The organism is Marinomonas piezotolerans (genome assembly GCF_003362755.1).
In the GTDB taxonomy this organism is placed as follows: Bacteria; Pseudomonadota; Gammaproteobacteria; order Pseudomonadales; family Marinomonadaceae; genus Marinomonas; species Marinomonas piezotolerans.
The window spans coordinates 343,411-366,580 of the sequence record NZ_QKRA01000001.1; the positions used below are offsets into that span (position 1 = coordinate 343,411).

Below are 23,170 nucleotides of genomic sequence, written 5' to 3' on the forward strand. Positions count from 1 at the left end.
GGTGCTTAATTTTGACCGATCGGTTTATTATTGGGCGTGAAGTGATGGACTTCTTACAACATATTTTGTCTTGTTGTGGGGCAGGTATCGAATGTGTCGAGGAAAATAGTAAGGATTAATTGTATTGGCGCTTGATGAGGTATTAGCACATGTGAGTCAGTCCCTTTATAATGAGCGCAACAGTGGGCGCAAACGAGCCGTCCTCGATAATTCATTAAGAAGATAATGCCACCAATCACTCCATGCTTTACACATCCTGATTTTTGGATTGTTTCTAAACCAGCGGGCGAAAGTTTTCACTCTGAAGAGGGTGAGGGATTTGTAGCAAAACTCTCTGCTCAGTTTCCAGATCAAATCTTCTACCCTGTGCATCGCTTAGACAAAATGACCTCAGGTCTACTTTTGTTTGCAACGAATAAAGCGGCTGCTCGATTATTTGGAGAGCTTTTTGAGCAGCATATGGTAGAAAAGCGCTACATCGCAGTATCAGCGAAAAAACCTTCTAAAAAGCAAGGTACAATATCAGGTGGAATGCAGCCTAGTCGGCGAGGGCAATGGGGTCTGACAAACGAGGCCAGTAATTATGCCGCCACACAGTTCTTTAGCTTTTCGGATAGGGGGTTGCGCTACTATTGGGTTCGGCCCTTAACAGGTAAAACACATCAAATACGTGTGGCGCTAAAAAGTTTAGGTGCGCCTATCTTGGGGGATGAACGTTACGGTGGTGAGTCGGCTGATCGCGGATATTTGCACGCTGCGATGTTGTCTTTTTGTTGGGGTGGGGAGCCCTATTCATTTTATTCGTGGCCTGAACAAGGCGTGCATTTCACTGAAAGTGCTCAGTCAATCTACAACGAGCGTTACATCATGGGTCAGGTTAGTTGGCCAAAATTCACGATTCCTAAAAAGTCTAACTCTTAATATGAAAAATATACTTATCTACTGTCGTGCTGGGTTTGAAAAAGATGCATTGGCTGAAATTACAGAAAAAGCGGCAGAACTAGGTTTTTATGGCTATGGAACACCCTCAGAGAATCAAGGTTTTATCATTTTTAATACGGGAGAGGCTTCAGGGGCTGAAGCTCTAATTGCTAAGCTCTCTTTCAATCATTTGATTTTCGCTCGTCAAATTCTCGCAGTTAATGATGTGATTGATTTCGAAAAGGGAGGGCGTGTTCAAGCGTTACTTGAAGCTGCGCGTGAATTACCTTTGGCCGAAGATCTTTGGTTTGAAACGGCGGATACAAATGAAGCAAAAGCCATGGCTGGATTGATTAAAAAGATTGATAAGCCTTTGCGGACAGGTTGGAAAAAAGCAGGGTTGTTACGTAAAAAAGCAGTAGGTGTTCGTCATCACGTGTTTTTCATGGAGGGTTCTCAAGCATATCTTGGTGTCAGCTACGCTTCTTGTCGCTCAGAGTTTCCGCTTGGGATTCGTCGCCTCAGGTTTCCAACGAACGGGCCGAGTCGTTCGACATTGAAACTTGAAGAAGCATTGCTGCAATTTGTACCAGAAGCGCGCCGTCAAAAAGACTTATACGAAGGCATGCATGCGGTTGATTTGGGTGCTGCACCCGGTGGTTGGACGTACCAATTTGCTATTCGAGGCATTCATACGTTCGCCGTGGATAACGGGCCGATGCAAAAAGAGCTGATGGACACTGGGTTGGTGTCACACATGGCCGAGGACGGCTTTAAATTTAAACCACCTGTTAAAGTCGATTGGCTAGTGTGTGATATGGTCGAACGCCCCATTCTTGTTGCCGAGCTTATGGCGAAATGGTTGAGTGAAGGTTGGACTCAGCGTGCCATATTTAATCTTAAATTGCCGATGAAAAAGCGTTATCAAGAAGTAAGTCAATGTCTGGAGTTGATTGCAGGTCAGCTATCGCAGAAGAAAATGCGATATGAAATGCAGTATAAGCATTTGTATCATGACCGCGAAGAAATTACCGTTTGTATTATGGTTCATTAAAGAGCTGGAGTTAGCGTTAATAGGGGGAGCCAAAAAGCTCCCCCCTATTTATTACAAACTTTCAGACGGTTTAAATGGTATATAACCCATCGCTTCTTCCATTAATGGGTCACGATCGTACACATCATTGCGAAATTCCGGCATGCCATTAGCATTTGGAACGACGGTAAAATACACCAAGTACACAGGAAGTGATTCTTCCAGCGAAATCACCGTTGTTTCTCTGGATTGCCTAGCTTTCAGCAGTGCATCTTTTTGTTTACTCGAGTTCCCAGCGATTAAGTCTGCGAAATGGGCAGGCTTTTCTAAACGAATACAACCTGAACTAAATGCCCGATCGGCTTCACGAAACAGATGCTTAGATGGTGTGTCATGAAGATAGATGTCAAACTTATTTGGAAACATAAACTTATAAGCCCCTAGTGCGTTACCTTCGTCTGGCGCTTGCTCGAAGCGATAGCTTAGCCGATCGGGGTCGATGTTCTTCCAGTCAATGGTGGTAGGGTCGAGTTCTTTTGCACCAATGCTCCAGCTTGAGAATACTTTAAAGCCGCGCTTTCCTAAATAGTTAGGGTCTTGTTGTAACTTTGGCAATAAGTTTTCTTGTGCGATTCGGTGCGGTACTCGCCATGTAGGGTTGGCTACCATATAAGTCATTCGTCCATAGAATACATTTGTACGACGCTCAGGCTTGCCGATCACCACCTTCATGCTTTCATTCTGACCATTCAGAAAAATGTGTGCTGTGTAATCTGTAAGGTCGACCCAGATACGGTTTTCTTCCATCTCTGAAGGTAGCCAGCGCCATCGTTCTAGGTTATACGAAATCTGTTTGGCCCTTTCTTCTAGCGGTACATTTAGCATTTGGATGGTTTGCGACCCTGCAGCGCCGTCTGCCGTTAAATGGTGACGTTGTTGAAAGCGTATTAAAGCGGCCTTTAACTCTGCTCCAAAGTAATCTTCGTTTACTTTTCGTGTAGAAAATCGAATATCGCCAAGTTGAACCAAACGCGCACGTAGTTGAGCAACTCGGGGACCCTCGTCTCCTTCGGTCAGAGGTACGCCTACGTCGACACGAATGTCACCTTCCTTTTGTGCGAGTTCTTGATAATAGACAAGCCAGCGTTGTAGTACCTGATACTCAGGTTGACGTGGAGCGAGTAGAGGAAGGTAATTCACCATATCGCTTGGTGAATCTATAAAAAGTAGATTCTTCCAGTCTTTGCTGGGGGCATCTAGCTGCCAGTTTGGGTCGATCAATTGTGGTTCATACCGACCAATCGAGAGATCGTGAGCAAAGCTAGACATAGCAACAGTCGCGATCACATCAAGCTCTGCTAACTGTTGCGAAGTGGGGGACGGCAGATCTAAGTATTCTTTTAGAGTGTCAATGTGGTAGTGAATGGGATTTAGACCATGACTTTGTGCAGTCTCTAAGGTCGATATTAACTTGTATATTGATAAATCGAGCTTTTTATCGTGTATCCATATCGGCTCAAAGTCACGAAATTCGTATGCCTCTAACACACTCTTATTAGGCAATGCCTGGCCCGCGATTGGAGTAAAGGCCTCAAGCATTAAAGTGACCTGCCTACGAACACTGTCTTCAATTTGGGATTCAGAAGGAGGTGTTGTTACGAATGATGGGATCTCTCCACCTGAGCGTGATCCGCTTGATGAGCAGCCTGCAAGTATTGCGCTCATCACAACGGCTGCGCCCAATTCTTTAAACCGTAAGTTCATCTAAGCTCCTTAGTATTAATAATAGGTGTAGTCATGTCTTCCATGTCACTGATTATGTGTAGTGCTTGCTCTCGGTCTTCGCCACAAACATACTCTTCTGCATCAAATTTAGCACAGACTTCAGGTCGAGACGGATCTCCAAAGAGGGCGCAGCGGAATTCTGCATCCAAATGAATGCATGGAACTCCAGCAGGCTTCCCATCGGGCATGCCAGGGATCGAGCTGGTAATAGATGGTGCAATGCAGCAAGCGCCGCAGAAGGGTCGACAGTTCATAGCTCACTATTACAAATTGACACGGTTCTGTTACATACAAGTAAGCGTGCAAATATACAATATTTGATAGGCCTACATCAGACTCGCGATTAGAGAATTCAGAATGTATAACATATTGGTGGTTGAGGATAGCGGAGTTGTTAGAAAAGTTCTTAGCAAGCTGCTTCAAGAGCACTCTTATTTTCGATGCGTTATGTGCGTTGACTATTCTGAGGCCCAAGCGAGGCTGGCAGAAGGTGAAACGTTTTTTGCGGCGGTTGTTGACTTAAACCTGCCCGATGCGGCCTCGGGTGAAGCAGTTGAGCTTGTTCTGAAGCATAATGTTCCTGCGATAGTCCTAACTGGTAATTTCGATGAGGGATTGCGCTCGAATTTGCTGGATAAAGGTGTGATCGACTACATCACCAAAGACTCTCGCTTTGCCTACAATCAGGTGGTAAATCTACTTGATCGCCTTAGAAAAAACCTTTCTATAAAAGTACTAGTGGTAGAGGATAGCTCTACTAGTTCAGCCTACATTTGTTCGTTGTTACGCAAACTTCAATTCAAGCTACTGACTGCAACAGATGGCGTTGATGCGCTGCAGGTTCTGGCGCAAGATCAAGATATAAAGCTAATCATTGCTGATCATAAGATGCCAAGAATGGACGGTTGCGAGCTGGTGAAGCAGGTGCGGATGGATCGTCGTTTTCAAGATGTTGTCTTTATAGGTTTGTCATCCAGTGGTGATGGGATCTTATCCGCGCGTTTTATTAAAAATGGCGCTAATGATTTCTTGAGGAAACCGTTCTATCACGAGGAGTTCTTTTGTCGAATTTTTCAAAACTTGGACTCACAAGAAATGCTGGAGCAAATTCGAGATTCAGCGAATTTAGATGCCCTGACAAACATCTATAACCGGCGTTACTTGTTTAATCAAGGGGAGACGATGTTTCTAGATTCGAATGAAATATCGGTTGCTATGGTTGACGTTGATAACTTCAAGCAAGTGAACGACAATTTCGGGCATAGGGTCGGAGATCAGCTGCTTCAGCAATTTTCCGCTCTATTAATTAAGCATTTTGGATCGGATCTCGTCGGGCGTTATGGTGGTGAAGAATTCGCAATCATTTCCAATAGGAATCAAACTACTTTTTGTGTTGATATGGCTCGCTTTATGACGAGCGTACGCAATCGCTTGTTTACGGAATGCGATCTAGCTGTGACCTGCAGCGTAGGGGTTTGTACAACGGAAAAGCAAAATTTGAGTGATATGCTTGATACGGCGGACAGTCATTTGTATCGAGCTAAGAAAGCCGGAAAAGACTGTATAGAACTCTGTACATAATAGAAAGCCAAGGAACTATGTGCTTGGCTTTCTATTGGTAAGTAGCGATTCTGCAACTTAACCTTTTAAAAGCTTGTTGAGAATCGGTGTGACCTTGCCAGGGTTCGCTTTTCCTTGAGACGCTTTCATTACTTGCCCCATAAAGAAACCGATCATTTTCTTCTGCTTATCTTCATCAGACGCACGGAACTGTTCAACTTGAGCCGCATTCGCATCCAATACGCCTTGGATCATTTCTTCAATCGCTCCAGTGTCTGTTACCTGTTTTAGACCTTTAGCATCAATGATTTGATCGGCAGAACCTTCCCCTTCCCACATAGACTGCAGAACGCTTTTAGCGGTTTTACCATTGATAGTATTGTCTTCGATTCTGACGAGTAATCCACCAAGCTGTTCTGAGGTGACATTAGATTCAGTGATATCTTTGCCCTCAGTGTTAAGATATTTACTGAGCTCGCCCATCACCCAGTTTGCAGCCAGTTTTGCATTGCCTGCGATCTCTGCCACTTTCTCGAAGTAGTCAGCCATAGCGCGCGTAGCGGAAAGAACATTTGCATCATATTCGCTAAGCTTATATTCCCTCATAAACCGTTCAGCTTTCTGAGTCGGCAGTTCAGGTAAGTTATTGCGAATTATATCCACATATTCCTGTGTTAGCTCTACTGGCAGTAGATCCGGACACGGGAAGTAGCGATAATCGTTCGCGTCTTCTTTACTGCGCATGCTGCGTGTTTCGTCTTTATCTGGATCATATAGGCGAGTTTCTTGAGTTATTTTGCCGCCATCTTCAAGAATATCGGCTTGTCGCTCAATTTCAGTGTAAATTGCTCGTTCAATAAAGCGGAAAGAGTTAACGTTCTTTATCTCTGTTCGAGTTCCGTATTCTGCTTGGCCTTTAGGGCGTAGTGAGATATTGATATCACAACGCATGTTGCCTTCTGCCATATTGCCATCGCAGATACCTAAATACGTCACGATAGAGTGAATCATTTTGACGTACGCAACTGCTTCTTTTGCCGAGCGCATATCTGGCTCAGAAACTATTTCAAGCAGTGGGGTGCTTGAGCGGTTTAGGTCAATCCCCGTCATTCCTTGGAAATCTTCGTGCAGTGATTTGCCTGCATCTTCCTCAAGATGGGCTCGGGTAATGCCGACTCGCTTTACAGTACCGTCATCTAAAGTAATGTCTAAAAAGCCTTCACCGACGATTGGATGATCCATCTGACTGGTTTGATAGCCTTTTGGAAGATCTGGATAAAAGTAGTTTTTCCGCGCGAAAACGGATGTCATGCCTATTTTTGCATTGACCGCAGCGCCGAACATAACCGCCATGCGCAACGCTTCTTTATTGAAAACGGGTAAGGCTCCGGGCATGCCGAGGTCAACCAGCGTCGTGTTAGTGTTTGGTTCTGCACCAAAACCTATCGCAGCACCTGAAAAAAGTTTCGACTTGGTCGCAAGTTGAGCGTGAATCTCAAGGCCAATTACAACTTCCCAATTCATGACTATGCTCCTTCTACCAAGCTAGGGTTTTTCGTATGCCAGTCAGTGGCCTGTTGGAATTTATGCGCCACATTGAGTAGCTTCGCTTCGCTGAAGTAATTGCCCATGATTTGTAGACCGACAGGCATTCCGTTCGCAAAGCCAGCTGGTACTGACATGGCAGGAATACCTGCTAGATTGACAGATAAGGTATAGATATCTTCAAGGTACATTGCGATTGGGTCATCGGTCTTCGCGCCAATACCAAATGCGGTAGTAGGGGCGACAGGGCCCATGATAACATCTACTTCTTCAAATGCTTTAACGAAGTCCTCTTTGATCAGTCGACGAATACGTTGAGCTTTTAAATAATAAGCATCGTAATAGCCTTCAGACAGGGCGTAAGTGCCGACCATAATACGTTTCTGAACTTCTTTTCCAAATCCTTCACCACGTGAACGCTTGTACATATCCATGAGATCTTTAGGATCTTCGCAACGATAGCCATAACGGACCCCATCAAAACGAGATAGGTTGGATGACGCTTCTGACGGAGCAATGACGTAGTAAGATGGAATGCTTAAGTTGAGGTTCGGTAAGGATATTTCTTTAACCTTGCCTCCCAGCTTTTCGAATTCTTTCACGGCATTTTGTATCGCTGTTGCCACATCGTTGTCTAAACCATCGCCAAAGTATTCTTTAGGAAGGCCTATGATGAGCCCATCTAACGGAGCATCTATGCTGGCTGTGTAGTCTTCAGTGGCGATGTCAGAACAGGTTGAGTCGTTTGCATCAAAGCCTGCGATGGATTGAAGTATGTGGGCGCAATCTTCTGCAGAGCGTGCCATTGGTCCAGCTTGGTCAAGACTGGAGGCGTAAGCAATCATGCCAAAGCGAGAAACGCGCCCGTAAGTTGGTTTCAGACCGGTGATACCACAAAAGGAAGCAGGTTGACGAATCGAGCCGCCGGTATCGGTACCAGTTGCAGCAACGCACAACCCTGCTGCAACGGCGGCCGCTGAGCCACCAGATGAACCACCAGGAACCTTCTCAAGATTCCAAGGGTTTTTGACTGCACCATAATGGCTGTTTTCGTTGGATGAGCCCATTGCAAACTCATCCATGTTGGTTTTCCCAAGAGTCACGACACCTGAAGCCTGCATACGGCTCGTTACAGTAGATTCGTATGGTGGTACGAAATTGTTGAGCATCTTTGAGGCGCAGGTAGTTAATATCCCATTGGTACAGAAAAGATCTTTGTGGGCAACTGGAATTCCAGTCAATAGGGATGCGTTATCATCCGCGGCAAGCTTTTTATCAGCAGCCTCGGCCTGAGCAAGCGCTATTTCGTCACTAATTGTAATATAGCTATTTAGCTGGCCGTCGAATTGTTTGATTCGGCTTAAGAAATCTTGTGTTAGTTCTACGCTCGAGGTTTCTTTTGCTCGCAGCTTCTTAGCGAGCGATGTAATGCTTTGATCAACCATGAAATAAGCTCTTAATCAATAACTTTGGGGACTAGGAATAGACCAGCTTCGGTTTGCGGGGCGTTTGCTAAAAAAGCGTCGCGTCGATTTTCTTCAGTGACAATGTCATCACGTAAACGCTGTTTCGCTTCTAGCGGATGAGCTAATGGCTCAACACCGTCAGTATTTATTGATTGCATTTGAGCAACCAAGTCTAAAATGCTCGTCAATGAGTCTTTGTATTGCTCAGCATCGCTGTCGCTCAACGATAAACGAGCGAGATGGGCTATTTTTTGCACGTCTTGCTTATCTAGAGACATGATTCACCTAATTTGTCGGTTTTCGAAAAATGATTTTATTGTATCGCTATTGCGTATGGGTAGAAAGCTTACAGGTCAAAAATATCGTTTAGAACGATCTAGTCTGAAAAACCACCAATAAACAAAGATATAAGAGTAAAGAATTCGAACATTTATGCGGTTTCGCCTTGCTCTTCGGGGTACCGATTGTTACATTTTCTGACTATTCGTAATGGATCTTTTCAGGGTGTAGAAATTCATGTTTAAAAAAATTAGGGGAATGTTCTCTAGCGACCTATCCATCGACTTGGGGACAGCCAATACCCTTATTTACGTGCGCGATCGTGGGATTGTCTTGGATGAGCCGTCTGTTGTTGCGATTCGCCACAATGGAAATCAGAAAACTGTAGCGTCTGTTGGTGCAGATGCGAAGCGCATGTTAGGTAGAACACCGGGTAACATTACTGCGATTCGCCCGATGAAAGATGGCGTGATTGCAGACTTTCATGTTACTGAAAAGATGCTTCAATATTTTATTTCAAAGGTACATGAAAACAGTATCCTAAAACCAAGCCCCCGTGTTTTAGTGTGTGTGCCTTGTAAATCCACACAAGTAGAGCGTCGAGCGATAAAAGAATCCGCATTGGGAGCTGGTGCGCGTGAAGTCTATATTATTGAAGAGCCTATGGCAGCTGCAATCGGCGCGGGACTTCCAGTTGCCGAAGCATCTGGATCTATGGTGATCGATATCGGTGGTGGTACGACTGAAATAGCGATTATTTCCCTAAATGGCATTGTTACATCGGAATCTATCCGTGTTGGTGGTGACCGATTTGATGAAGCGATTACAACTTATGTACGTCGTCAATATGGTAGTTTGATTGGTGACGCGACCGCAGAGCGTATCAAAACTGAAATTGGTATGGCTTACCATACTGGTGAAGATTTACAAATTGACGTACGCGGCCGTAATCTTGCAGAAGGTGTTCCGCGAGCGTTCACGTTAACAAGCAAAGAAATTTTAGACGCTTTACAAGAGCCATTGGCTCAAATTGTTCAAGCGGTAAAAGGTGTGTTAGAACAATCTCCACCTGAATTGGCAGCCGATATTGCAGAGTCGGGCTTAGTATTAACAGGTGGTGGTGCTTTGTTACGAGAAATAGATCGTCTTATCAGTGAAGAAACAGGGTTGCCTGTCATTGTTGCGGATGATCCATTGACGTGTGTTGCTCGTGGCGGCGGCATGGCTTTAGAAATGATGGATAAGCACGCTTCGGAATTGTTCTCAGCTGAGAGCGAGTAAGTTAGGAGCTTGACCCATTAGCACTTCTGTTTCCTTCTCAAATAAGGTGTCCAGCGCAAGATTTGTTGTGCTGGCTCTTATCTCTATTGCCATGATTGTGGCAGATTTACAGTTCAAAGCATTTGCTCCGATACGGCCGTATCTCACTTGGCTTGTGACGCCGATTCAAGTTGTGGTTAGTATGCCGCAGAAGATGTTGAGTTGGGCTGACATGCGTTTAGAAAGTCGTGAAGGGCTAGTAGCACAAAATGAAGAGCTTAATGCAGAGTTGTTAATGCTCAGAGGGCAACTTCAGCGCCTAACCTCTTTAAAGGCAGAAAACGTTCGGCTGAGGGAGCTACTAGATGCGTCTCAGCGTGTTGAAGAGAAAATAGTTATGGCGGAAGTGATCGGGTTCGACCAAAACGCCTACTCCCACAAGCTATTAATTGATAAAGGATTCTCTAACGGCGCGTATGTCGGGCAGCCAGTACTTGATGCAACAGGGGTACTGGGGCAAGTGGTTGAAACGTCGGCGTATACCAGCCGAGTTTTATTGATCGCCGATGCCAGTCATTTTGTCCCTGTACAGCTAGCAAGAACAGGATTTCGGAGTGTTTTGCGCGGTACCGGGGATCTTAAGCGAATGGAGCTAATGAGTGTTCCTCATACAGCGGATATTAAAAAAGGCGATATTTTGACCACAAGCGGTCTTGATGAGCGTTTCCCGAGTGGCTACCCCGTAGGTGTTGTAAGAGGTGTCCAGCACATACCTGGTAAATCTTACGCTGATGTTGACGTGGTACCGTTGGCACAGCTAGGTCGTAGCCGACATGTAATGTTGATAGAGCGGCCGACCACGGAGGAAAAATAGATGAAATCATCCTTTGTTTTTTGTCTGACGTTCATTGTTGCTCTAATGCTAGAAGGCCTTACTTTTCCGTCGCACCTTGTTTGGTTCAGACCCGAATGGGCGTTGCTAGTTGTCCTGTACTGGGTCATTGCGTTGCCTTTACGAGTTGGTGTGGGAGTAGCGTGGTTTTTAGGTCTATTGGTTGACCTGTTACAAGGCGGAGTCATTGGTTATCACTCTCTGACGTATGTCCTCATTACGTTTATGTGTGCCGTCCTTTACAAGCGCTTACGTATGTATCGGAGATGGCAGCAAGCGATGTTCATATTCTTGCTTGTTAGTATCAATCAACTCATCGGCTTTTGGCTTGATCACTATTCTGGGGATGCTGAGCCGACTTTGATGATTTTCATGCCTGCCATTATTACTGCGTTACTGTGGCCTTGGTGTTTTATAATATTGCGTAGTATACGAAGGCTATACTCTATTCAATAGGTTGTTAGACATGATTGTACTTGCGTCTGCTTCACCTCGAAGAAAGGCTCTGCTAGGGGATCTGGTTAAAGAGTTTTCGGTATTGCCTGCGGATATCGATGAAACGCCTTATCGGCTTGAGCAACCTGAAGAGTATGTGCTGCGCATGGCACGCCAAAAGGCAGAAGCTACGATTAGAATGAATGGCTTGGCTGTACGGGATGTGGTAATTGCTTCGGATACAAGTGTTGTGCTTGGAGAGACGATTCTGGGTAAGCCTGCTGGGCGCAATGAAGCTCATGCAATGCTTCGGTCTCTGTCAGGTGCAGTTCACCGAGTTATGACATCGTTGTGTGTTTGTGATGGTGGTTTAAATCGAGTTGTTACGCGGAATGTCGTGACAGAAGTTGAGTTTAGAGAGATTTCAGATCTAGAGATAGAGCAGTATTGGGCAACAGGCGAGCCAGCCGATAAAGCCGGTGCATATGCTATTCAGGGCGTTGGAGGTGTATTTGTACGCCATATTTCTGGGTCGTTTTCGGCGGTGGTAGGTTTGCCTATCTATGAGCTGTCGCAATTATTGAGTGAGTTTGGTGTCAGCGCACTGAAGGAGAATGTTCGTGAGTGAAGATGTACTGATTAATGTTACACCTATGGAGATTCGCGTTGCGTTGGTCGAAAACGGTGTATTACAAGAAGTTTATATAGAGCGATCTAGTAGAAAAGGGATAGTCGGAAATATCTACCAAGGTCGAGTAGTGCGCGTATTGCCTGGTATGCAGGCAGCCTTTGTTGATATTGGTCTTGAGCGTGCTGCGTTCATTCATGTCTCTGAAGTCGCCGACCGTGATGCCGTAAATCCAAGTGATCAAATAGGTGACTACTTGCGAGAAGGGCAGTCGTTGGTTGTTCAGGTAACAAAGGACCCGATTAGTACAAAAGGGGCTCGCCTAACCACTCATTTGTCGATCCCCTCTCGATATTTGGTGTACATGCCAGATCAAGCACACGTCGGCGTCAGCCAGCGTATTGACGATGAAGATGAACGTGAACGGCTAAAATCTCTTGTTTCGACCGCATTGAAAGATCGAGATGAGACGAGTGGTTATATATTGAGAACCGCCGCGGAACGTGCTGGTGAAGAAGAAATACTTTCGGATATTAATTTTTTGACGCGTCTTTGGCAATCGGTAAAAAAACGGATAAATGGCTCAAAAGCTCCTACTGTTATTTATGAAGATCTGCCACTTCATTTACGTACAATGCGTGATTTGGTCAGTCTCACGACAGAAAAAATTCGTATTGATTCGAAAGAAAACTACGCAAAATTGCGTGCATTTGCTGAAGACTTCATTCCAGATCTTTTGCCACGAATAGAGTATTACCCGGGCGAACGGCCAATCTTTGATTTGTACAGTGTAGAGGATGAAGTACAGAGAGCTTTGGATAGAAAAGTTCAGCTTAAATCGGGCGGCTATTTGCTAATAGAGCAAACGGAGTCGATGACCACAATTGATGTTAACACTGGCGCTTTTGTTGGCAGTAAGAACTTAGAAGAAACCATTTATAAAACTAATTTGGAGGCGGCGACGGCATTGGGCCGCCAGCTGCGTTTACGCAATTTAGGTGGGATCATTATAATCGATTTTATCGATATGGAAGATGAGGAGCACAAGCGCCAAGTGCTCCGAATGCTGGAGAAAGTGCTCGATGCCGATCATGCGAAGACTAAAATTACAGGCGTGTCGGAGTTAGGCTTGGTTGAAATGACACGTAAGCGCACTCGAGAAAGCTTAGGTCAAATTCTTTGTGAACCGTGTCGAGCTTGCCGTGGTAGCGGGTTTGTTAAAACACCCGAGACGGTTTGCTATGAGGTGTTTCGAGAGATATTACGCGCTGATCGTGCTTATGACTCAAGTACATATTTAGTGTTAGCGTCCACATCAGTTGTAGATCGTTTTTTAGATGAAGAAAGTGCAGGGGTTGCTGAACTCGAGGCGTTTATTGGCAAAACGATACGCTTTCAGGTCGAACCAGTGTACACCCAAGATCAATATGATGTGGTGTTACGATAAAGGATAGTTACCTATGCAGGTTGCTAAAAGGGTATTTGGTCTTGTTTTTTGGCTAGTTGTTATTAGTGCGATTATTTTGGCCTGTGTTGTGCTTTTTTCAAAGTATGCGCTGCCTATGGTTGACCGCTATCGCCCTCAAATCGAACAAAACTTGACTCAGTTGACGGGCATGCCTGTGCACGTGGATGGTATACATGCTCGAATGAACGGTATTAATGTTCAACTAGCGGCGTCTGCGATTTCCATTGATACGCCCGGACGAGACCAAGCACTTTCTATCGCTGTATTACATTTCGAATTAGATCTTCCTAAAACACTATTAACGCTGTCCCCACAATTTAAAGACGTTGTTGTCTCAGATGTCGATCTATTTTTAGAAGAGGATGGCAAGGGGGGGATAAATTTTTCTGGTTTGGAGTCTTCTGCTAAGGCTGCCGATAATACAGATATTGCTGTCGCAAGGATTCTTAATTATGTAACAGAGCAGCAGCAGGTATCCGTCGCCGATATGCGGATACATCTAAATAGTCCCCGTTTTCCGCAACAGACTCTTTCTTTGCCGCACAGTTATTTGCTTAAAGCGAGATCAAAGACCTTACTGAGTTCCGATATTTTTATTAATGATGCGAGGAGCCCTTTAGAGGTCAGGGTGGAGATCAATAATGATCTCACGAGTTTTCTAAAACAACGGATCACTGCATATGCAAACGTACCTAACACTCGTATTAATCTAGAGTGGTTGGAGCCATTGTCTGATAAAGGGATTAATTCGGCGATGATATCCGGGCAGTATTGGCTTACTTATCAGACCGGACGAGGCTTAGAGGTTCAAGCTAAGAGCAGTGAAATAGAGGCAACTTTTTCTAACAGTGGTTTTATAAATTTACAATCTGACTGGAAGTTTAAGCGAGAGGGGGGGGTCAATAGCTTGAGTGCCCCACATATTGTTTGGACAGATAATACACATAGCTTTGGTCCAACACAGCTCAAAGGTGAGTTGGATTCCGAATCAGATAGAAGCTATGTTGTGTTTGACAAATTAGACGCTCAAATAATGAGTGATCTTGCTCTGCGTTTTATCCCAAAAGACTGGTTTTTGAGTCAAATGTTAACTGGGCTTGATGCGGAGGGCACCGCTGAAAATGGAGCGATTAGAGTTTGGCAATCCGATGAGAAGTTGCGTTATCAATATTTGAGCAATGTAGTAGGTGCAACGGTAAAAGGATACAACGGTATCCCGGCTGTGAAAGATGTCAACGCGGTGTTCTCTTTATCCGATGTAGAGGGGAATATTGAGTTTTTAGCAAATCAAACTGAGCTAGCATTTCCTACGCTTTATGATTCCTCGTGGTCAATAGATCGCGCTAGCGGTGAAGTATATTGGCGAAAACTTCAAGACGCATTTGTGGTTTCGGGTGAGGATTTAAGTGTTACTCACAACGGAGCCGACATACAGGGTGCCTTTCGGTTGGAGCAGCCAGACGAGCGTGAAGGATGGATTGCTTTAGACATAAACGCGCAAAATGTACCCATTGAAGATCGTTTAACTTTTGTGCCCACAAATGCGTTATCCGATGCTTTGCGTGATTGGCTCGCTAGTAATTTGTATGGAGGAGAAGCCAGTAAAGTCGACTTCTTGTTACGTGCAGGACTACGATCAGAAACGCCACCATTAATTAGATTGGATATAGATGCTGCGGTCGATGAGCTCTCTTTTGATCCTAATTGGCCGCACCCAACAAATGTTAAAGCTAATGTATCTCTTGGTAGTGATGATTTAACTGTTTCTGTAAAGGAGGCCGAGTTCGCAGGCCTTCCAGTGGACCGATTATCGATTAATGTTCCTATAACCGAGGCGGGGGCTAATTGGCTTAATATTTCAGGTAACGTTGATGATCAGGCGTCAGCTGTGATCGGTGCCTTGAACAAAACGCCGCTACAAGAATCTGTTTTAGCGCCTTTTGAGCAGTGGAACATTGATGGGGCGGTTGCTGGTAGTTTTGATGTGTCGGTACCGTTAAAGAGTGGTTTAGGTGAGCCCCTTGCTCAAGTAGAGCTAAGATTTAAAAACAATGAATTGTATATTCCCGAAATAGACTTAGCCTCTTATGTGGACGAGGGGATGCTACATTTTTCGTCTAAACGAGGCTTATTCGATACTGAGTTCTCGGTTGATACTCTAGGCGGTACTAGTAATATCAAATTGTCCTCTGAAAGCCTAGCAGATGGTCGATTTGTCGTCTTAGGGCAGATAGAAGGGGATGTTGCAGCTAAACCTATGGGACAGTGGCGTAATCTGCCCGCACCTATTATTCGTCGATTGAATGGAGTTACCCCCTATAGCGCTGAATTTTCGATTAATAAGTCTCAGCGTGGGCAGGTGGATGTATCAGTGTCGTCTCAGCTTGAAGGTTTTGTGTCGGAACTGCCTGCGCCATTTTCAAAACGGTCTGATCGAGAACTGCCGTTCGCATTAGGTTTAAAGGTTTTTGAGAGCGACGTATTAATAAATTTTGCTGCAGAGCAATTGGCATATGGTGAATTGCTTTTGTCTAACTCGGAGATAACAAGTGGCCGCTTATCTCTTTTTGAGCCGCTTCAGCGTGTTGAGGAAATGAAGACTGGCGTTGCGTTTAGTGGTCAGACCAGCATAGTTAATTGGCATGACTGGGTGCCATTAATCAGTGAGCTCAGTGAGGCTGGCGCTGGTACAAAGACAAGTACAAATGCTCCCATGTCTTTAGTAGTGCCTAGTTGGATTCGTTCAATTGACCTCCTAGCGGACAGTGTGCCGATTAATGAGCAAAATGAATTAAGTAACGTGAAGTTGGTTTACCAAGCTTCTAGAGCTGGTAACCCAGTTACTCTTACATCAGATGAATTGAATGTAGAATTGAAAAATGCTTCTACGCTGCCTCAACTACATATAGCCTACCTTAATTGGAAGACAGGCAGCTCTTCATCTAAAGACTCTGATGGGGCAGACCCCATGCAGCCGGGCATTATTCCTTCAATGGCAATTAAGCTTGATCAGGTGTTTATTGATAATCGTCCATATGGAGACTGGCGTGCAGACGTCGTGAATCTTGGTGAAAGTATCCGTATTGATAATATTTCCACCCAATTACCAAACGGTAAATTTGATGGGCAAATCTTTTGGCAAGGCGGTGATACACCTAATGTGGAAGTAACGATAGCGACGTCAGGATCTGATGCACAAGAGTTAACAAGTAAGTTCTCGCCGACGCCGTTTATAAAGTCTAAATCTTATAAGATGGATGTGGCCTTGAGCTGGAAGGGGGCTTTGGTGTCATTTGATCGTGCCTCTTTGAACGGCCGTATCAAATTTAACGTTAATGATGGCAACTTCAATCAAGTTGATCAGCTTCCGCCTTTTTTAAAGGTGTTAGGGATATTCAATGTCGATACGTTGTTGAAGCGGTTGACGTTTGATTTCTCGGATCTTTATGAAGAGGGGATGTCATTTAGCGAGTTTTCAAGTGTGCTCGTGATCCGAGAGGGTATTCTAGATACCGCAGAACCGGTTCAGGTTTTGTCGCCGACTGCGGAGATTCAGTTAGCAGGCAAAGCAAATCTAATCAATGAAACGCTAGATGAGCGATTGACTGCAACTATCCCAATAAGTAGCACTTTACCCGTTGCAGGGTTACTGTTGGCAACGCCTCAAATTGCTGGCTTACTGTATATTACAGATAAATTGATTGGCGATCAGATCTCCAAGGTGACAAGTATTCAGTATGAAATCAAAGGACCGTTCTCTGCTCCGAATGTGAAGCCTGTGAAGTATACGCCTCGGAAGTAGCCGTCTATCTGGCAGGTCCGAAGAAGAAAGTAATAAAGTAAAGCGATGCTATCGGGCATCGCTTGTATCTGAAAAAGTTAGCAATTAATTCAGGCCAAGTTGCTGGTCTTGTACCTCACGTAGATACTTGAAAAGTTTCTTGCTGTTGGTTGTTGCTTTACCTTGAGAGTGCTCTTTCTGGGCCATACGTACGAGTGAGCGTAGGTGTTGAATGTCAATATTTGGGTTCTTATCAATGTATTGATCGAGTACCGCTTTGCTGTTATCGCCGATGAGAGCGTCACGTGTCGCTTCGAGTTGATGAAACCTTTTGTTATTGGCTGCTGAAGCTGCGTCAAATAGTTGGACGCGGTTTTCAATTGCTTCAGCATCTTCCGTGCGCATGACCTTGCCAATATACTGTAGATGGCGACGTTGAGCCCCCCAATGGGTGATGCGATCAGCTTCAGCAAGCGCTTCACGTAATGTTTCAGACATGGGGACTTTTTTTCGTTGGGCAGGCGTTAATTTGACGAGCTTGGCGCCAAGATCTTGGAGAGCTTCCATCTCACGCTTTATCTGCGTTTTACTTTTGATCTCTTCTTCGTTTTCGTCGTAATGTTCAAAATCTGTCATTATTAATTCATCTATATTAAAAATATGGTTGCAAGCCCTAAAAAGGACAAGAAGCCAACGACATCAGTCACAGTCGTTAGGATGACGCTACCCGCTAAAGCCGGATCAATTCCAAGTTTTTTTAAAGCAATTGGTAGAAGTGTGCCAGTTAATGCTGCGAATAATAGATTAATAACTATTGCACCAGCAATAACATATGCAATTTGCATATCACCAAACCACATATAAGTAAGTGCCGCTATAACAGCTGCCCAAAGGGTGCCGTTGATCAACCCGACAATGATCTCACGATTGAGTAACCATTTGGCATTTGCGTTGCCTATTTGATTAAGTGCGATACCACGAATCACCAAGGTGAGTACTTGAGAGCCAGCAATGCCGCCCATACTGGCTACAATTGGCATCAGAATAGCAAGTGCCACGACTTTGTCTAATGTATCTTGAAATAGACCAATAACATAGGAAGCGGTAAATGCTGTCACTAGGTTAATGCCAAGCCAAACTGCGCGGCGCTTGCTGGTTTGAATGATCGGAGCAAATGTGTCTTCGTCATCATCTAGCCCCGCCATCGACAACATTGAGTGTTCGGCTTCGTCGCGAATGACGTCAACCACGTCATCAATCGTGATACGACCTAAAAGCTTTTTGGTTTCGGGGTCTATTACAGGAGCAGATACCAAATCCATTTTTTCAAACAGCTGTGCTACTTCTGCTGCGTCTTGGTCGGCATAGATGACATCGCATTCGGTTTCCATGATATCACGAACCGTTGCGTCGGCGTCGGCGACAAGCAACTTAGTTAGTGGCAGCATGCCTAAAAATCGGTCGGTACGGCTTACAACTAATAAACTATCTGTCATTTCAGGCAGTTCTGAGTGCCGGCGTAGAAACCTGAAAACAATATCAACAGTGATGTTAGGGCGGATAGTGATCGTATCCGTATTCATTAGACCGCCAGCAGAATCCTCAGAATAACTGAGGAGTGCTTCCATACGCGCGCGATTTTGCGCTGTCATGGAGGCTAGTACTTCTTTAACAAGGGTCTCTGGTAGTTGCTGAAGAATATCTGCGAGATCGTCGTTGTCGAAGTGCTCCGAGACAGCAAGAAGACGTTCAGTGTCCATGGACTTCATGAACTGAATACTGATTTCTTCGCTTACATAGGGAAGCACTTCACCTTGATTTGTGTGGTCAATTAACCCCCACAAAAGCTTTCTTTCTCTAGGCGGGCTCGATTCTAAGAGACGAGCAACATCCTGGGCTGGCAACGCACCATTAAGTAAATACTTGATCTGCATGGTTGCGCCGGACTCTAGTGAGTCTGAGACAGCCTGCAAGTGCTCTAGCGTTGTCGGCTCATTCATCGATATTATTCGTCTTCTCCGAAGCGGTTATTAATCAATGCTATGATCTCGTTCATGGCTTTTTCTTCGTCTTCGCCATTAACCTTGATCTTAATTGTTGTGCCTTTCGCTGCAGCAAGCATCATCATTGCCATGATACTTTTTCCATCGACATTTCTACCTTCTTTCTCGATGGTAATGTCTGACGAAAACTTCGATGTTGTTTCAATAAGCTTACCTGCAGCACGTGCATGAAGCCCGAGTTTATTAATAATCTCGACAGTTTGCTCTAACATAGATATTCCTTATATCGATAATTCGAATGCTGCCTGCAGATCCTCATTAGTCGCCTGTTGACGTAGTTTCGCCAGCTTATCCGTTGATTGAGCGAGTTCCGCTATCTCCGCTAGTGTCGCTAAATGATCGTCACACTGATGGGGAGGAACAATTAATGCAAAAATCAGGTCCACTGGCTTACGGTCAATTGAGTCAAAATCGATGGGCTCATCGAGTGACATAATAACGATGGCCGCTTGGTTTGCTTGCTCAAGTCGACAGTGAGGGATAGCAATGCCACTACCTATACCAGTGCTACCTAACTTTTCTCGACCAAGGAGAGCATCATACACTTCTTCTGCATGACAATGCAGTCGCGAGCCTATTGCTTCAGAGAGTTGCTCCAGAACACGTTTTTTACTGGTAACTTGTTGTTTAGCAAAAACTAATTCTGGCTTTACTAAATTTCTAACCGACATGATAACAGCCTTTAAATAAGTCGTTTACGCTCGTTAGAGGGTGGAATATTCATCGCTTCGCGATACTTTGCAACCGTTCTGCGGGCTACTTGGATACCTTGCTCTGCCAAAATGATTGCAAGCTTATTATCGCTTAATGGTTTTTTAGGTGGCTCATCCGCAACGAGCTTCTTAATCATTGCGCGAATAGCCGTTGAGGAGCATTCGCCCCCCGATGCGGTATTGACATGGCTTGAGAAGAAGTATTTCAACTCGAAAATGCCCCGCGGAGTATGCATGTACTTTTGAGTCGTTACACGTGAAATTGTTGATTCATGCATGCCTACCTCTTCTGCGACATCATGTAGCACCATTGGTTTCATGGCTTCTTCACCGACCTCAAAGAAATCGACTTGTCGCGCAACAATACAACTCGCTACCTTGAGAAGTGTTTCGTTACGACTTTGTAGGCTTTTCAGAAACCATTTTGCTTCTTGTAAAGAGTTTCGAATATAAGAAACGTCTTCAGAGGACTTTGATGTGGTGAGCATCGCAGAGTAGGTTTCGTTTATTTTGACCGGAGGCAATGCGTCATTATTGAGCTCTACTTGCCAAATACCATTGTGCTTTTTGACGCTCACATCAGGAATAACATAGTCTGTTTCGCTTGTATCAACCAGCGAGCCCGGGCGCGGATTAAGTTGCTGGATAAGCGTAATAACTTCCTTTAGCGCCTCTTCTTTGAGCCGAGTTTTTCGGCTTAATTGCGCGTAGTCACGGTTTCCAAGTAAGCTCAAATGTTGATCTACCACGTTAAAGGTGCTGCGGTATAGAGGGTGATCTTTAAATGCTTCAAGTTGAACCAATAGACATTCTCTTAAATCCTGTGAGCAGACGCCAATCGGATCGAATCGCTGCAAGCGGTGTTGCACTGCTTCAACTTCATCAAGCTCTAGATCGTCCATATCAACAGACAGTACTGCAAAAATGTCTTCAACGGACGTTGACAGGTATCCATCAGGCTGAACGCTATCTATGATTGCATATGCAATCTCGATATCCTTGTCGGACATGTGAGTGAGGTTGAGCTGCCAAATTAAATGGTCTTGGATGTTTTCAAGTAAGGCATTACGGCTATCCAAATCTTGGTCACCTTCAAATGAAGGGGAGTCAGATGCGGCGGCAGAATTTTGATACGTGTCATCCCAGTTACTATCAATCGATAGCTCATTGGGAATACTCTCCGTCCACTCAGACTCTACGCGCGAGTCGTCGCCAGTTTGTTCGGCTTTTGTTTCAGACGAAGTGGTTTCTGCGACATTAGTGATTTCCGAGTTTTTGGTAACGGATTCCTGTTGAAAGCTTTCCTCTTCGTCTAATTCAAGAAGAGGGTTTGACTCTAGGAAATCGTGGATTTCCTGTTGCAAGTCAAGCGTCGAAAGCTGTAGCAATTTTATAGCTTGCTGCAGCTGAGGGGTCATCGTTAACTGTTGACCCATTTTAAGTTGCAAGGACTGCTTCATAGCGCAACTCTTTCTGAATGAGATTTTTGGAATGAGTTATGCATACTACTCCCTTTTCTTGAGAAAAATAAGGGGATTACAATCGGAAGTCATCGCCAAGGTAAATTTTCTTAACATGCTCGTTATTGATAACGGTATCCGCATCACCGGATGCAATGATGTGGCCGTTACCAACAATGTACGCTTTGTCGCAAATATCGAGTGTTTCCCGAACATTGTGATCCGTAATAAGTACTCCGATCCCGCTGTTTTGAAGGTGGCGAATGATGTGTTTGATGTCGCCAACAGAGATTGGGTCAACGCCTGCAAAAGGCTCATCTAACAAGATGAATTTTGGATTCATTGCAAGTGCTCTAGCGATCTCAACTCGTCTGCGTTCACCTCCAGATAATGCCATCCCAAGGTTTTTTCTTATGTGGGTGACATGGAATTCTTCTAGTAGACTCTCAAGCTTATCTTTACGGTCTTGCTTTGATAGTTCTTTGCGGGTTTCTAAGATTGCCGCTATGTTGTCTTCAACACTCAGCTTTCGAAATATCGATGCCTCTTGTGGTAGGTAGCCCACACCTTTTTGAGCTCGGGCGTGCATTGCGTCTTGAGTTATATCTTCATCGTCGATAAAAATGCCGCCTTTATCATTGGTAACCATGCCAACTATCATATAGAAACACGTAGTTTTTCCAGCACCATTAGGCCCCAATAAGCCTACAGCTTCCCCAGTGCTTACTTTAAGGGAAACATCTTTGACAACTTCGCGCTTCTTATAACTTTTTGCAAGGTGTTTTGCTTCTAAAGTAGCCATCGTATGCTCTAGTTTTGTTGATTGCTGGCAGGTTGGAGTGTCATATTCACGCGCCCTGATCCGCGGTTTTCAGCATTAAAAGTGTCTTTTTCGATGAAATAATGGATGTAGTCGGCGGAGATTTCGTTGTCGCCTCGTTTCAAAAAGCCATTGTCATGTACTTCGAGCTCGCCTTTAGTGACACTGTAGTCAAGGGTGTCGCCAGTCGCTTTTAAGATGCTGCCAGCCTCATCAATTGTTTGCGAAAACGAAGAGGGCGAGCCTTTTGCGTGGAGTGAGTTGAACTCGTTGGTTGCAATGTCTGTTTTGATTGTCAAATGCTCAGCAATAATTTCAATTGATCCTTGCTTAGCAATGACGTTGCCATCGTAGGTTGCGACGCCTGTTTTTTGATCAAAAAAAGCTTTATCAGCCTCTATGCTAATTGGTTGCTGTTGATCATCGGGCAGTGCAAATGCTTCGAGACAGAAAAGAGCACTGCACGCAAAGAATAGGGTTTTAGTTTTTAATGGGTTCATAGGTACTTGTTACGCCTCCATTGAGCGACGCGGATTCGTTAGTGATATCAAAAAAAAGCTTGTCGGAGTGAGTGACCAATTGATTACTTTTAAGAGAGGCGTCGACTTCTCCGAGTATTGTTTGTGCTTGGTCATCATAACTTATGTTCTCAGCGCTCACCTCTATCGATTTCTGATAGATGTCTGTGCGAACGATCTTCGCATCACCTGACAAAGAATAGTTTTTTGAGCTGTCGTTGACTTCTCCTGCTTCACCAGTCGCTATTGAAATATATTCAGGGTGAATTCTGGTAAAGACAGGGTGGGAAAATACGGTGGTTTTAGAGTCGTTAAAGTGATTAGCTGATGCGGCGATGATTTCCTCGACGACTTTTCCATTTTGATCGAACGACTTGGAGTCTACTTGCTCTAAAAAGTAGTCGGGAGAGCTCTCTAGTTTTTGCTCCTCCAGCAGATACAAAGTTGGGCGATTCCCCAAAATAAAGAATACCACTACAACTACTGCGATAGAGATGGCAGCAATGACTCTTTTTCGTTCTAAAAAAGCTCTTACATTCACAA

At 44.6% G+C, this 23,170-nt stretch carries 22 protein-coding genes; 9 read left to right on the forward strand and 13 right to left on the reverse strand.

Translation table 11 applies throughout. The features are described 5' to 3' along the window. The first annotated feature begins 225 nt into the window (after positions 1 to 225). Together DN730_RS01520 and rlmM are read left to right on the forward strand one after the other, a co-directional pair. Positions 226 to 921: a pseudouridine synthase gene (locus tag DN730_RS01520; protein ID WP_115466342.1), complete on the forward strand. Its 696-nt coding sequence runs from the start codon at positions 226 to 228 to the stop codon at positions 919 to 921. 1 nt (position 922) lies between these two features. Continuing rightward, positions 923 to 1,975 carry a 23S rRNA (cytidine(2498)-2'-O)-methyltransferase RlmM gene (gene rlmM / locus DN730_RS01525; protein WP_115466343.1) on the forward strand — a complete coding sequence of 351 codons (1,053 nt, stop codon included), beginning with the start codon at positions 923 to 925 and terminating at the stop codon, positions 1,973 to 1,975. Between the two features lie 51 nt (positions 1,976 to 2,026). Here the strand turns inward: rlmM and DN730_RS01530 are convergent, their stop codons facing one another. Then, positions 2,027 to 3,718, reverse strand: a complete 1,692-nt coding sequence (locus tag DN730_RS01530) for a L,D-transpeptidase family protein (protein ID WP_115466344.1) — start codon at positions 3,716 to 3,718, stop codon at positions 2,027 to 2,029. Beyond that, positions 3,715 to 3,993 carry a YkgJ family cysteine cluster protein gene (locus DN730_RS01535; RefSeq protein ID WP_115466345.1) on the reverse strand — a complete coding sequence of 93 codons (279 nt, stop codon included), beginning with the start codon at positions 3,991 to 3,993 and terminating at the stop codon, positions 3,715 to 3,717. Before DN730_RS01535 ends, DN730_RS01530 begins: the two co-directional genes overlap by 4 nt. Positions 3,994 to 4,096: 103 nt before the next feature. Between DN730_RS01535 and DN730_RS01540 the strand changes: the two genes are divergently transcribed. Beyond that, positions 4,097 to 5,320 carry a diguanylate cyclase gene (locus DN730_RS01540; RefSeq protein ID WP_115466346.1) on the forward strand — a complete coding sequence of 408 codons (1,224 nt, stop codon included), beginning with the start codon at positions 4,097 to 4,099 and terminating at the stop codon, positions 5,318 to 5,320. A gap of 57 nt (positions 5,321 to 5,377) precedes the next feature. Here DN730_RS01540 and gatB read toward each other — a convergent pair whose 3' ends face one another. From gatB to gatC, 3 genes are read right to left on the reverse strand one after another with little or no spacing between them, the layout of a single operon-like run. Then, positions 5,378 to 6,823, reverse strand: a complete 1,446-nt coding sequence (gene gatB / locus DN730_RS01545; RefSeq protein ID WP_115466347.1) for an Asp-tRNA(Asn)/Glu-tRNA(Gln) amidotransferase subunit GatB — start codon at positions 6,821 to 6,823, stop codon at positions 5,378 to 5,380. Positions 6,824 to 6,825: 2 nt separating this feature from the next. Then, the gene (gene gatA, locus DN730_RS01550) at positions 6,826 to 8,289 is read right to left on the reverse strand and encodes an Asp-tRNA(Asn)/Glu-tRNA(Gln) amidotransferase subunit GatA (RefSeq protein ID WP_115466348.1); all 1,464 of its coding nucleotides are present in this window, start codon (positions 8,287 to 8,289) and stop codon (positions 6,826 to 6,828) included. An 11-nt stretch (positions 8,290 to 8,300) separates the two neighbouring features. Further along, positions 8,301 to 8,588, reverse strand: coding sequence for an Asp-tRNA(Asn)/Glu-tRNA(Gln) amidotransferase subunit GatC (gatC, locus tag DN730_RS01555; RefSeq protein WP_115466349.1), 288 nt, complete (start codon positions 8,586 to 8,588; stop codon positions 8,301 to 8,303). A 238-nt stretch (positions 8,589 to 8,826) separates the two neighbouring features. Between gatC and DN730_RS01560 the strand changes: the two genes are divergently transcribed. The 6 genes from DN730_RS01560 (at position 8,827) to DN730_RS01585 (ending at position 17,074) form a co-directional block, all read left to right on the forward strand. After that, positions 8,827 to 9,870 (forward strand): rod shape-determining protein, encoded by a 1,044-nt coding sequence (locus DN730_RS01560; protein WP_115466350.1) that lies wholly within the window; start codon positions 8,827 to 8,829, stop codon positions 9,868 to 9,870. Between the two features lie 67 nt (positions 9,871 to 9,937). Then, the gene (gene mreC, locus DN730_RS01565; protein WP_245957869.1) at positions 9,938 to 10,723 is read left to right on the forward strand and encodes a rod shape-determining protein MreC; all 786 of its coding nucleotides are present in this window, start codon (positions 9,938 to 9,940) and stop codon (positions 10,721 to 10,723) included. Beyond that, positions 10,724 to 11,197 carry a rod shape-determining protein MreD gene (mreD, locus tag DN730_RS01570; RefSeq protein ID WP_115466352.1) on the forward strand — a complete coding sequence of 158 codons (474 nt, stop codon included), beginning with the start codon at positions 10,724 to 10,726 and terminating at the stop codon, positions 11,195 to 11,197. Between the two features lie 10 nt (positions 11,198 to 11,207). Beyond that, a complete protein-coding gene (locus DN730_RS01575; protein ID WP_115466353.1) occupies positions 11,208 to 11,804 on the forward strand; it encodes a Maf family protein in 597 nt (198 codons plus the stop codon). Beyond that, positions 11,797 to 13,251 (forward strand): ribonuclease G, encoded by a 1,455-nt coding sequence (rng, locus tag DN730_RS01580; protein ID WP_115466354.1) that lies wholly within the window; start codon positions 11,797 to 11,799, stop codon positions 13,249 to 13,251. Before DN730_RS01575 ends, rng begins: the two co-directional genes overlap by 8 nt. Positions 13,252 to 13,264: 13 nt before the next feature. Then, positions 13,265 to 17,074: a YhdP family protein gene (locus DN730_RS01585; protein ID WP_115466355.1), complete on the forward strand. Its 3,810-nt coding sequence runs from the start codon at positions 13,265 to 13,267 to the stop codon at positions 17,072 to 17,074. An 84-nt stretch (positions 17,075 to 17,158) separates the two neighbouring features. Here the strand turns inward: DN730_RS01585 and yjgA are convergent, their stop codons facing one another. The 8 genes from yjgA to lptC form a co-directional block, all read right to left on the reverse strand. Then, the gene (gene yjgA, locus DN730_RS01590; RefSeq protein ID WP_115466356.1) at positions 17,159 to 17,689 is read right to left on the reverse strand and encodes a ribosome biogenesis factor YjgA; all 531 of its coding nucleotides are present in this window, start codon (positions 17,687 to 17,689) and stop codon (positions 17,159 to 17,161) included. Between the two features lie 11 nt (positions 17,690 to 17,700). Continuing rightward, the gene (gene mgtE / locus DN730_RS01595) at positions 17,701 to 19,053 is read right to left on the reverse strand and encodes a magnesium transporter (protein ID WP_115466357.1); all 1,353 of its coding nucleotides are present in this window, start codon (positions 19,051 to 19,053) and stop codon (positions 17,701 to 17,703) included. Between the two features lie 5 nt (positions 19,054 to 19,058). Continuing rightward, a complete protein-coding gene (locus DN730_RS01600; RefSeq protein ID WP_115466358.1) occupies positions 19,059 to 19,328 on the reverse strand; it encodes an HPr family phosphocarrier protein in 270 nt (89 codons plus the stop codon). Between the two features lie 9 nt (positions 19,329 to 19,337). Further along, entirely contained in the window at positions 19,338 to 19,787 is a 450-nt protein-coding gene (locus DN730_RS01605; protein WP_115466359.1) for a PTS sugar transporter subunit IIA, read from the reverse strand. Between the two features lie 11 nt (positions 19,788 to 19,798). Beyond that, complete coding sequence (locus DN730_RS01610; RefSeq protein WP_115466360.1) at positions 19,799 to 21,289, reverse strand: RNA polymerase factor sigma-54; 1,491 nt, start codon at positions 21,287 to 21,289, stop codon at positions 19,799 to 19,801. A gap of 76 nt (positions 21,290 to 21,365) precedes the next feature. After that, positions 21,366 to 22,091, reverse strand: a complete 726-nt coding sequence (gene lptB / locus DN730_RS01615; RefSeq protein ID WP_115466361.1) for an LPS export ABC transporter ATP-binding protein — start codon at positions 22,089 to 22,091, stop codon at positions 21,366 to 21,368. A gap of 8 nt (positions 22,092 to 22,099) precedes the next feature. Then, positions 22,100 to 22,609, reverse strand: a complete 510-nt coding sequence (gene lptA, locus DN730_RS01620) for a lipopolysaccharide transport periplasmic protein LptA (RefSeq protein ID WP_115466362.1) — start codon at positions 22,607 to 22,609, stop codon at positions 22,100 to 22,102. Continuing rightward, positions 22,590 to 23,168 (reverse strand): LPS export ABC transporter periplasmic protein LptC, encoded by a 579-nt coding sequence (gene lptC, locus DN730_RS01625; RefSeq protein WP_158541160.1) that lies wholly within the window; start codon positions 23,166 to 23,168, stop codon positions 22,590 to 22,592. The genes lptA and lptC overlap by 20 nt, the downstream gene beginning before the upstream one ends. Positions 23,169 to 23,170: the final 2 nt, after the last annotated feature.

What these genes read in the sequence shown, in the direction of transcription:
- DN730_RS01520 (WP_115466342.1), top strand. Translation starts at nt 226, where the DNA reads ATGCCACCAATCACTCCATGCTTTACACATCCTGATTTTTGGATTGTT.
- rlmM (WP_115466343.1), top strand. Translation starts at nt 923, where the DNA reads ATGAAAAATATACTTATCTACTGTCGTGCTGGGTTTGAAAAAGATGCA.
- DN730_RS01530 (WP_115466344.1), bottom strand. Translation starts at nt 3,718, where the DNA reads ATGAACTTACGGTTTAAAGAATTGGGCGCAGCCGTTGTGATGAGCGCA.
- DN730_RS01535 (WP_115466345.1), bottom strand. Translation starts at nt 3,993, where the DNA reads ATGAACTGTCGACCCTTCTGCGGCGCTTGCTGCATTGCACCATCTATT.
- DN730_RS01540 (WP_115466346.1), top strand. Translation starts at nt 4,097, where the DNA reads ATGTATAACATATTGGTGGTTGAGGATAGCGGAGTTGTTAGAAAAGTT.
- gatB (WP_115466347.1), bottom strand. Translation starts at nt 6,823, where the DNA reads ATGAATTGGGAAGTTGTAATTGGCCTTGAGATTCACGCTCAACTTGCG.
- gatA (WP_115466348.1), bottom strand. Translation starts at nt 8,289, where the DNA reads ATGGTTGATCAAAGCATTACATCGCTCGCTAAGAAGCTGCGAGCAAAA.
- gatC (WP_115466349.1), bottom strand. Translation starts at nt 8,588, where the DNA reads ATGTCTCTAGATAAGCAAGACGTGCAAAAAATAGCCCATCTCGCTCGT.
- DN730_RS01560 (WP_115466350.1), top strand. Translation starts at nt 8,827, where the DNA reads ATGTTTAAAAAAATTAGGGGAATGTTCTCTAGCGACCTATCCATCGAC.
- mreD (WP_115466352.1), top strand. Translation starts at nt 10,724, where the DNA reads ATGAAATCATCCTTTGTTTTTTGTCTGACGTTCATTGTTGCTCTAATG.
- DN730_RS01575 (WP_115466353.1), top strand. Translation starts at nt 11,208, where the DNA reads ATGATTGTACTTGCGTCTGCTTCACCTCGAAGAAAGGCTCTGCTAGGG.
- DN730_RS01585 (WP_115466355.1), top strand. Translation starts at nt 13,265, where the DNA reads ATGCAGGTTGCTAAAAGGGTATTTGGTCTTGTTTTTTGGCTAGTTGTT.
- yjgA (WP_115466356.1), bottom strand. Translation starts at nt 17,689, where the DNA reads ATGACAGATTTTGAACATTACGACGAAAACGAAGAAGAGATCAAAAGT.
- mgtE (WP_115466357.1), bottom strand. Translation starts at nt 19,053, where the DNA reads ATGAATGAGCCGACAACGCTAGAGCACTTGCAGGCTGTCTCAGACTCA.
- DN730_RS01600 (WP_115466358.1), bottom strand. Translation starts at nt 19,328, where the DNA reads ATGTTAGAGCAAACTGTCGAGATTATTAATAAACTCGGGCTTCATGCA.
- DN730_RS01605 (WP_115466359.1), bottom strand. Translation starts at nt 19,787, where the DNA reads ATGTCGGTTAGAAATTTAGTAAAGCCAGAATTAGTTTTTGCTAAACAA.
- DN730_RS01610 (WP_115466360.1), bottom strand. Translation starts at nt 21,289, where the DNA reads ATGAAGCAGTCCTTGCAACTTAAAATGGGTCAACAGTTAACGATGACC.
- lptB (WP_115466361.1), bottom strand. Translation starts at nt 22,091, where the DNA reads ATGGCTACTTTAGAAGCAAAACACCTTGCAAAAAGTTATAAGAAGCGC.
- lptA (WP_115466362.1), bottom strand. Translation starts at nt 22,609, where the DNA reads ATGAACCCATTAAAAACTAAAACCCTATTCTTTGCGTGCAGTGCTCTT.